The sequence below is a fragment of the Xenorhabdus vietnamensis genome (assembly GCF_002127535.1).
GTDB lineage: Bacteria > Pseudomonadota > Gammaproteobacteria > Enterobacterales > Enterobacteriaceae > Xenorhabdus > Xenorhabdus vietnamensis.
The window spans coordinates 1-7,855 of the sequence record NZ_MUBJ01000046.1 but is presented as its reverse complement, the minus strand read 5'-3'; the positions used below and the strand labels follow the sequence as shown (position 1 = coordinate 7,855).

General features: G+C 43.6%; 15 protein-coding genes. 4 read left to right on the top strand and 11 right to left on the bottom strand.

The window, feature by feature from the left end:
- Positions 1–302 precede the first annotated feature (302 nt).
- A complete protein-coding gene (locus Xvie_RS19520) occupies positions 303–863 on the bottom strand; it encodes a BRO-N domain-containing protein (RefSeq protein ID WP_086110784.1) in 561 nt (186 codons plus the stop codon).
- A 137-nt stretch (positions 864–1,000) separates the two neighbouring features.
- Here Xvie_RS19520 and Xvie_RS21855 point away from each other — a divergent pair, with 137 nt between their 5' ends.
- Positions 1,001–1,144, top strand: coding sequence for a hypothetical protein (locus Xvie_RS21855; RefSeq protein WP_167376334.1), 144 nt, complete (start codon positions 1,001–1,003; stop codon positions 1,142–1,144).
- 329 nt (positions 1,145–1,473) lie between these two features.
- Here Xvie_RS21855 and Xvie_RS19515 read toward each other — a convergent pair whose 3' ends face one another.
- From Xvie_RS19515 to Xvie_RS19500, 4 genes are read right to left on the bottom strand one after another with little or no spacing between them, the layout of a single operon-like run.
- Positions 1,474–1,716: an Acb2/Tad1 domain-containing protein gene (locus Xvie_RS19515; RefSeq protein WP_086110783.1), complete on the bottom strand. Its 243-nt coding sequence runs from the start codon at positions 1,714–1,716 to the stop codon at positions 1,474–1,476.
- Entirely contained in the window at positions 1,697–2,170 is a 474-nt protein-coding gene (locus Xvie_RS19510) for a lysis protein (protein WP_086110782.1), read from the bottom strand. The genes Xvie_RS19515 and Xvie_RS19510 overlap by 20 nt, the downstream gene beginning before the upstream one ends.
- Complete coding sequence (locus tag Xvie_RS19505; RefSeq protein ID WP_086110781.1) at positions 2,167–2,577, bottom strand: structural protein; 411 nt, start codon at positions 2,575–2,577, stop codon at positions 2,167–2,169. Before Xvie_RS19505 ends, Xvie_RS19510 begins: the two co-directional genes overlap by 4 nt.
- Complete coding sequence (locus Xvie_RS19500; protein WP_208612646.1) at positions 2,561–2,890, bottom strand: phage holin, lambda family; 330 nt, start codon at positions 2,888–2,890, stop codon at positions 2,561–2,563. Before Xvie_RS19500 ends, Xvie_RS19505 begins: the two co-directional genes overlap by 17 nt.
- 168 nt (positions 2,891–3,058) lie before the next feature.
- Between Xvie_RS19500 and Xvie_RS19495 the strand changes: the two genes are divergently transcribed.
- Positions 3,059–3,274, top strand: a complete 216-nt coding sequence (locus Xvie_RS19495) for a hypothetical protein (RefSeq protein WP_086110779.1) — start codon at positions 3,059–3,061, stop codon at positions 3,272–3,274.
- Between the two features lie 18 nt (positions 3,275–3,292).
- Here Xvie_RS19495 and Xvie_RS21850 read toward each other — a convergent pair whose 3' ends face one another.
- The 4 genes from Xvie_RS21850 to Xvie_RS19480 form a co-directional block, all read right to left on the bottom strand.
- Positions 3,293–3,430 carry a hypothetical protein gene (locus tag Xvie_RS21850; RefSeq protein WP_167376333.1) on the bottom strand — a complete coding sequence of 46 codons (138 nt, stop codon included), beginning with the start codon at positions 3,428–3,430 and terminating at the stop codon, positions 3,293–3,295.
- Between the two features lie 30 nt (positions 3,431–3,460).
- Positions 3,461–4,159, bottom strand: coding sequence for a DNA adenine methylase (locus Xvie_RS19490; RefSeq protein ID WP_086110778.1), 699 nt, complete (start codon positions 4,157–4,159; stop codon positions 3,461–3,463).
- Positions 4,160–4,308: 149 nt separating this feature from the next.
- Positions 4,309–4,545 carry a hypothetical protein gene (locus Xvie_RS19485; RefSeq protein ID WP_086110777.1) on the bottom strand — a complete coding sequence of 79 codons (237 nt, stop codon included), beginning with the start codon at positions 4,543–4,545 and terminating at the stop codon, positions 4,309–4,311.
- A gap of 47 nt (positions 4,546–4,592) precedes the next feature.
- Positions 4,593–5,168, bottom strand: coding sequence for an MT-A70 family methyltransferase (locus Xvie_RS19480; RefSeq protein WP_086110776.1), 576 nt, complete (start codon positions 5,166–5,168; stop codon positions 4,593–4,595).
- A gap of 316 nt (positions 5,169–5,484) precedes the next feature.
- Between Xvie_RS19480 and Xvie_RS19475 the strand changes: the two genes are divergently transcribed.
- Entirely contained in the window at positions 5,485–5,949 is a 465-nt protein-coding gene (locus Xvie_RS19475; protein WP_086110775.1) for a hypothetical protein, read from the top strand.
- Entirely contained in the window at positions 5,949–6,296 is a 348-nt protein-coding gene (locus tag Xvie_RS19470) for a DUF3969 family protein (RefSeq protein WP_086110774.1), read from the top strand. The genes Xvie_RS19475 and Xvie_RS19470 overlap by 1 nt, the downstream gene beginning before the upstream one ends.
- A 296-nt stretch (positions 6,297–6,592) precedes the next feature.
- Here the strand turns inward: Xvie_RS19470 and Xvie_RS19465 are convergent, their stop codons facing one another.
- Both Xvie_RS19465 and Xvie_RS19460 read right to left on the bottom strand, forming a co-directional pair.
- The gene (locus Xvie_RS19465) at positions 6,593–7,375 is read right to left on the bottom strand and encodes an antitermination protein (RefSeq protein ID WP_086110773.1); all 783 of its coding nucleotides are present in this window, start codon (positions 7,373–7,375) and stop codon (positions 6,593–6,595) included.
- A 2-nt stretch (positions 7,376–7,377) separates the two neighbouring features.
- Positions 7,378–7,855: toprim domain-containing protein (locus Xvie_RS19460; RefSeq protein WP_208612644.1), on the bottom strand; the 478-nt coding region annotated here is incomplete at its 5' end.

Sequence of the window (7,855 nt, the reverse complement as noted above, 5' to 3'; positions counted from 1 at the left end):
CATAGCGATCACGACTCTCTGAATCATGATGGCAATGTAAGCCGTCTCTCCGGCTGTCACATCACTTCGCCTGCCTACAGCGGATGTTGCTGATAATGATCCGTCCTACACGGTGGCATGGGTTATTTTTGATTCTGTCTGTACGCTCGATGCTAAGGTTCATGTCTCAGCTAATACCGACAGACGGCGATAACCCGACGCAAAGGTGTATCGATATCGATATACCTGAAGAGGTGTGCTCAAAACAGTTATGTAAAACAGTTGGTTAATCCGTTTTGTCCAGCGTGAAAGTGTGCTAACTATCACAACCTATGCTCGATTTCCTGTTTACCGCCGCCAACCAACCCGAGAGCCATCTGACCAAGATCATCAATCAACTTTTCGGCTCTATCGAGGGTGACTAGGTCGCCTTGTCGCTTTCTCAGTCTGCGACCAGCATCAGAGGAATCTTCATCAGACGCCTTTCGGGCTTTTGTTACAATGTCCTGCATCTGTTGAATTGTGTATTCAACGGATGGGGTGCATGCATTGCTTTCTTTATCAGCCAGATCTAATAACCATTTCCGCAGTTCCTTAGCGACTTTTGTCCGGGACACCATCCCAATTAAATGAGCGCCTCTCAATGAGAACAAGCGAGTATTGACATCTCGTAAGCTATTGTTTATTCCATCCATCCTCACTTTGGTTACGGTTGTCATGCTTTCTGTAAACTCATCCCTGTGACGGTTATACAAATTTAAAACCTTATTGCTGTTTGCATACCCCAACAAATCTGCCAGCGTCTCTGCAGTAAACCAAATCTTCCCATCACCATTATCAAAAGGAATAACTTCACGTTCTTTGAAAACTAATGCTTTGGACATAACGTTTACCTGCTCTATGAAATGAACCTTCGCCGAAATAGGAATACCAGCCCACCGAAGGCTCGCCAGCCATAACTGGTTACCTCGAAGGCTCATTTCTATAGGGTTAGGTTCGGTGTAATTAAGCGGCGCTTTCGGTGCGCGATGAAAATAAAAATGCCACCATCCCGTATGCGTTGGGTACGCGGTGGGAACGGGTGGCAGCATGGGTTATCAATATTCCGGTAGCCACTCAGGGAATGAATACAAAAATATTGCCTTTAGTTTCAGAGAGTAATTAATTGTTAAGCATTATTCGCTTGTTATTGGGCGGAAATGGGTTTACGTGTTGTTGCAGTTATGTTAATTCAAGCGAAATAGGGAGAATGATTATGAAAAAATATCTTCTTCTTTGCCTAGTAGCAGGCACAACTCTTTTAACTTCAATGCAGACTTATTCTTATATCTGCTTACCTTTTGCTTTATCACCCATAACATATGGAGATTGTATAGCTGCCTGTCTTTTGTTAAATCCGGATAAAACGGTTAAATACTGTTTATAATAACAATCAAGCAGGAGACAGGATCGCTCCTGCAACCCGAGAATCATTTGCTCTGAGGTGGCAATCAGTCAGAATGTTGTTGGTTGAGCCACGGCACGAACCCAGCACATAATCCCTTTTTGTAGGTCAGTGCGGCCTTCATTCAGCCAACGTATATCAATTTGATGACTGCCCGTTTGTGTATTGGTAACCACAAGATAGTCATAGAGCTGGGCTAATTCCTCACCCATCGCTTTAATCCTGTTCATGCAATCAATTTCATCTTGGGTTAATTCACGGTAGCCCGTGATTTTACGGTGTTGGTTTTCCATTGTTTCCTCTGCATTCAGTGTTGATATAATCCTGCAAATACTTAGTCTGCCGCTCGTTCTCCAGCATCATTTCTCGGAGACGGTAATAATCGTGTCGAGCTGCTTCGGTAAGTTGTGGGGTTCCTGCATCGCCCACGCCGACGGAGGTAACGGTTTTAGGCACGGGGCAGACGGCTTGGATGCGCAACTTGCGACGGCCAGCGGCAACATCAGCCCGAAGAGTGTCAATTTCAGTCTTGTCATGGGCGAGTTCCTGAGTGTGAGTCTTGTCCAATTCGTGGAGTGTTTTGATGCGTTCTTGCTGCTCGTTTATCGCGATGACCTGTACATCATACTGTCGCTTTAGCCTAGCGTATTCTTCGGCCTTGTCCTGATACTCACGGTAATAGAACCAGAGCAGGCCAGAGACAATCACCAAGGCACCGAGGGTGAAATACTGGCTGTTGAGTTTCATAGCATCTCAAATGCCCGTGTGAAAACATCATCGGAATAAGGCTGCTTGCCGTTCTCGTGCAGAATGATCGACTTAGCCAACGCAATCAGCGTGGGTTTATCGAAAGTGCTTATAAGTTGATGTGGCACGACATTCATTTCGTTTGCAACACCATTGATATATGCGCCTGTGTTATTTTCGTTATCAGGGGCCCATCGGCTAATGATTCCAGTAATTGTTTTTAGCCCATAGTCGCGCTGGTAATTTCTCAACAGCTTCATGAGTGCCCGAATGCCATACTCTGGTGACTCGAACCGACAGAACCGAGGGTTTTTTACCCCCGTTTCAATTCCGATTTGACCCTGCCATTTATTCTTTGGGTTGTAATCGATATTGCCCGGATTGTGATTATCAATGCCCCTCGCCATTATTTGCCCCCGCTCTTTTTTCTGCCGCCTTACGCAGCAACTGACCGATAAAATCTGTGCCCAAGTAGCCAATCACCACACTACAGATGTAGGCCAAATCAGGATTCAGACCGATAAGATTTAATACATCACGAATGAACCACGCGAACATGGCACACATAAAAGCGTCGATAGAGACTCGCAGCCATCCCCCGCCGTGATAGCGGCCCTGGAGGAAAGCCATTGTCCCTGCGAGTGCTGCCCCGATGCCCTGCTCTCTTACCGAGACCAGCCAGTCACCGAGGTGCACCCAAAAGTCTGGGTTCTCTTTCATCTTCATATTCCACCCCATCTGAACAATGGGCGTCCGTGGGGTGAGTTATGGTCGCCCCTGTGAGTCGGTTAAAAGTAATGGGTTGATAGTTAAGTTAAGCTGTCAGGTCAGCCAAATATTAATCAACCCACAGAGGGATGGCTGATTACCTCTGTGAAAGGAAGTTTTATGTCACAAATTACAACTGATGAAATAATGACTCGAATTGTTGCACTAGAAGGTGCTATTGCATATACGGCAACAGCTGTCTCTGCTTTAAGTCATCCAATAAAAGATGAAATTGTGAGATGTCTAAGAGACGATGCAAGCCTTAATCCTCCTGAAGTAGCACAAGCTATTAACAGACTCGCTGACATAGTTGATTCATTTAAAGTCGTGAGTTAATAATTTACAGCCTACATTTTATGTGGGCTGTAAGTTTATTTTACCTTCAAAAATTGCATTATATTTCAATTTATTATGAACAGTGCGCAAGCAACCAGTGAGCTGTTTTTCCAATTCTACAACTCTGCTTTCAAGTTCTTCAATACGCTTTTCCATCATTCACCTCGTTAGTGAGTTAATAATTAATCATGATTTCATCACAAATAGTGATTCAATTGATGTTGTTTTTGTTCCAGAAATACCGCTAGTAATTTCACGCGACCAGATGCAATCAAAATCATCCGGGGCAGTGTATTCGCTAACAAACACCGTGCAGCGGTTCGATAATTCACGCACCCAATCCCAGAACTCAATCGTATTAAATGCATCGCGGTATTGCCGGGTGTTCGCATAGGGCGGGTCGCAGTAGACGACTGCACCATCCGGTATGTTCAGTTCTTTATAATCAGTGCACAACAATTGCACTCCATCCAGATTAATTATCTGTCGCTGGATATTGTTGATAGCCTCCAATTGGTAATTACGAACGCGCCCGGATTTGACCCGCCCGACTCCCACGTACCCATCGAACCACTTACCCGCGTAACTACAGTTGAACCCCACCCAGCCAGTTAGATGAGGAATTTCATCCTTGTTGTTCTTTACCGCGTAGTACTGCTCTCGTGATATTTGCCCCGGAGGTTGCCAGCCAGATAACAACGCTCTCCACATTTCAATCAGATATTCGTGGCTGTCGGCAGCAATAATGGGGCCATTGTGTTTGGTATTAATGTAACTCACCATGTTCATACCGCCTGCAAACGGCTCAACATAAACTGTCTCTGTCGTCATGCGTTCCAGAATGAATGGCGCAACATATTTTGCGATACGGGATTTACTTCCCATGTATTTCACTGCTCCGCCTCCCGCTCTGTTGGTGCAGCCAGACAATAAACAGGTGCCGTTATCGGAATTCCGATATCGAATGAATATCAAATGGTTAGGGTTGCAAAACAAAAAGGCCGCCTCAGCGACCTTGATTTAATTAATTTTTGTTAACATGTAAATTCAGGAGGAGTAACTGGCATTTCACTTGATCGGCACGATGGACACCATGATTGCACAATATAGCGACCATCATCCATTGTTCTCATGCCAAAATCTTCATATTTATAATAGACATGACGCCCAGCCTCCGAAGAGCATTTTGGGCAAGATTTATAAAGAATATCTGTAGACTCTACTACCTGAGAGTCTCTCAATGAATAACCACAACCTGAACATGTTTCCATAGACAATCTCCATTCAAGCAATAGGAGAGTAATCATTAACATTTTAATCAAGCTGCTTCACTGATAATTGTCGCATTTTTGATCTTCACAGAGCTATCGCAGTCGTTCCCCCAGCAGTCCCAACCAGTAACCTTTTCACGAGCAAATAACTCTATTCTTGGTATATCACCTAACAATTGAACGAGCTTATCTCTGATAACTGGGGGCTTAGCGCTGTGTTCCATTCTTGATGCTGTTACATGCTGACATATTGACGCATCTAACCGTCTAGGTAATTTGCCTTTTACCGCGAACAAACAGTCTTCACTATTGGCTCTGGTCATATGCCCCATCCCAATAGCGCTATTACCACGATGCTTATTAACCTTGTGCCATGTAAAACCTTTCATGGTCATAAAACGAAATCCCCATGATTTGACTACCTCAAGAGCTTCGTTTGGCATTGATGGCACCCACCACATGGCTAACAGGCAGGAATCAGGGGCAGCTAAATCCCAAACTGGTAGACGACATATATCCTGAATCGACATTAGTGGATACTTGAATCCAGCCCCTCTATTGCCAGACTTACACTTATCACGGTACTCCCAAGGAGGGTCTGCATAAATCAAATTGTATTTCACATAACCTCCAGAAAACAAAAAGGCCACGCCATGCGCAGCCTTGGAATATTCCTCTGAATCCCGAACTTGGGCGGGATTTTGAACTACCGAGGATTCTTAGGTAGTTGAGTTGTGAATCCAAAGTTTTCACCAACTATATTATTTTTAAAAATCAATTTTATTTATCTTTTATTAATACTTTATCCAAAGCAAATCGATTCTGGTTTTAATTCCGTTTAATTGAGTATTTATATAATGCCTCATATTACACCAGAGTCATTCTAATTCTGTAATGAGAATATTTTAAAACCGATTTACTCATATTGAGGGTATTCATATGAATCGATTCGCAAAAGTTTTATTTAGCCTTATATTAGTGTCACTTCCCTTTTCTGGGCACAGCTTTCAAGCATCAGCTCAGGAGAAAAACACACATCAAATCTTAGGCATTAAGATTCCAAAACCACCAAAACCACCAAAACCTCCAAGACCTTCTAAACCTTCGAATACTCAGAAAACTCAAAATAAACATGAGTCAAGTGGCATTAAGCATACTTACAAATCAATCAAGGATGCACCGCAATACCCTAAAGGATTTAGGCCCGTCCAAGATGGAACAACTAAGCATATCATTAACAGAAAAGACTTATTGCGAGATCTAAGAGAAGTAAGAGCAGGAAAATGGTATAAAGTGTATAAAAATGGTACTGTTAATGGAAATAAAGTATCCATTCATTATTTTCAGCATGAAAGTGGTCAAGTATTCAATGTGAAAGTAGTGAATCGCTGGAGTATACCATAATGAAACTTTGTTATACTATTGAACAGAAACATGCAGAGAAATTCATTAGTTTTTTAATCGTAGGAGTACTGTACTCTCTTGAAAAAAAAATAATATCCATTGATGAAGCAGAAGGATTTATATTTCAGCCCGATGAAATAAAATCATTGAAAAAAATAAATGCATCCCGTGAATTAATTGATATTATTGAAGGAGGCTGTCAACTTGAAGATGTGGAAAGTTTAATACCTGAAAAACTTCCAAAAAATATTCGTGAGTTGCTGCAAGAAACATTATCAGTCATCAGAAACAATAAAGAAATTGGACGATTAGTAGAGAAGGTAATTACGGTGAAATCAAACTGGTAGGTAAACATAAAAGGTGAATTACCTAACCTAAATTGTACTAATGGCGTTTCTCTGAACTAGGGAAACGTCAATTAATCCTACCGATTCAATTCGCGCAGCTTCTATAACAACCAATTCACACGGTTCATTAAATATTACGTGCTGTGGGCACGATACCCGACTCGATGGATTTAAATATCCCTTCCAAGAAAGCAAAAAAACCTCGCAAACGCGAGGCTTAGATATTCGTAGTGAGTATAGTTACAAATTCCCACTATTTGAAGATAGTAGGCCAAGGCCGGACAAAATGCAACGGTTTATTTTGTCACCTCACTGAATGCAATTTCGGCGCGTTTTTCTTCCGAGTAGCACTTCTCCACCAGCGTTTGATAAAAAGGCTTCCAGTTCCGCCGCCATGTCCTTTCGTTCAGATCAGGTACATAAGCCTTGATTGCCGCATAAGCCACTGACGAAGGCACTTTGCTATAACCCCGACCTGCGCATCGGGGGCAGATTTTATGAACCGGTACGCCCTGCAATGCGGTCTTTTCCTCATCAAGTACAATACCTCTTCCCTTGCAGCGACAACGATTTGACAGGACGCCTTTGCCATTGCATTTTTGGCATAGCGCTTCTATATCTTCATATCGAGGATCTGCCTCACAATAACCGTAGTTACCCAAGATTTTCGCCCGATAGAATTTTGCACCCGATAACTGCCGCTTTTTGATTAACCCCTTCCCTCTGCATTCCGAACACTGACAGGTTGACGCAGCTGAACGGGCATAATCCTCAAACGCCATCTTCGATAAGATCACCAGACAAGGGCCTAGTTTATTCCCTGCCGCTTTTGCTACCAATTTGGGGACTCTTCGCCTTGCGTATTGGGTCAGCGCTTCTACGGTGCTGAACTTGTCTTGCTCGCTGACATCGTTCTTGGCGAAAAACGCTGCCATCCCGAACTTGGCCTGTGATTCAGCCATCCCTAAAGCCGCCGCGGTATCCATACCTTTCATTCTGTCCGGTGCGGTACTGGTTGACGCATCGCTGAAAGTCGGTGACTTCGGATGAAAATGTTTCAGGGCTGATTCCAGTTTCATTATTATGCTGTCTCCGCTGTCTTTTTCGTAAATATCCTTTCTCTGGCTTGACAACCTTGTTGTAGCAAGTCGTTAAAATCCCCCAGATCGGGGTATCTGACGCTCACCTTTTCAATATCGTTGTTAGCCAGTAAATTTTTATTGGCACATACATATGCAGCCGCTTCCCCTGTGGCGCTCCAGTCGTTATCTGCAAAGATAATCAGGTGCTTGACGCCACAAGGGGCAATAAATTTCGCCATATGCCCGGCGTTCATGGTTGACCACGTGTTGACGCCGTAAATTTGCTTACAGGACAATGCCGTCTCGATACCTTCGGCAATACCCAGTGTGGAGTCCACCGGAAACAGGCGGATAGCTACCGACTGGACATGCGCTAACTGACTGTCTTCTTGTAGTGAGTTCATTTTTTTAACCACCTCTAACGAGGCTTTCCGATCCCCGTCTAAATACGTCCGGTGCAGGTAACACGCCTGCCCT

Coding starts and splice junctions, on each gene's coding strand:
- Xvie_RS19520 (WP_086110784.1), bottom strand. CDS start 863: ATGTCCAAAGCATTAGTTTTCAAAGAACGTGAAGTTATTCCTTTTGAT.
- Xvie_RS19515 (WP_086110783.1), bottom strand. CDS start 1,716: ATGGAAAACCAACACCGTAAAATCACGGGCTACCGTGAATTAACCCAA.
- Xvie_RS19510 (WP_086110782.1), bottom strand. CDS start 2,170: ATGAAACTCAACAGCCAGTATTTCACCCTCGGTGCCTTGGTGATTGTC.
- Xvie_RS19505 (WP_086110781.1), bottom strand. CDS start 2,577: ATGGCGAGGGGCATTGATAATCACAATCCGGGCAATATCGATTACAAC.
- Xvie_RS19500 (WP_208612646.1), bottom strand. CDS start 2,890: ATGAAAGAGAACCCAGACTTTTGGGTGCACCTCGGTGACTGGCTGGTC.
- Xvie_RS19495 (WP_086110779.1), top strand. CDS start 3,059: ATGTCACAAATTACAACTGATGAAATAATGACTCGAATTGTTGCACTA.
- Xvie_RS21850 (WP_167376333.1), bottom strand. CDS start 3,430: ATGGAAAAGCGTATTGAAGAACTTGAAAGCAGAGTTGTAGAATTGGAA.
- Xvie_RS19490 (WP_086110778.1), bottom strand. CDS start 4,159: ATGGGAAGTAAATCCCGTATCGCAAAATATGTTGCGCCATTCATTCTG.
- Xvie_RS19485 (WP_086110777.1), bottom strand. CDS start 4,545: ATGGAAACATGTTCAGGTTGTGGTTATTCATTGAGAGACTCTCAGGTA.
- Xvie_RS19475 (WP_086110775.1), top strand. CDS start 5,485: ATGAATCGATTCGCAAAAGTTTTATTTAGCCTTATATTAGTGTCACTT.
- Xvie_RS19470 (WP_086110774.1), top strand. CDS start 5,949: ATGAAACTTTGTTATACTATTGAACAGAAACATGCAGAGAAATTCATT.
- Xvie_RS19465 (WP_086110773.1), bottom strand. CDS start 7,375: ATGAAACTGGAATCAGCCCTGAAACATTTTCATCCGAAGTCACCGACT.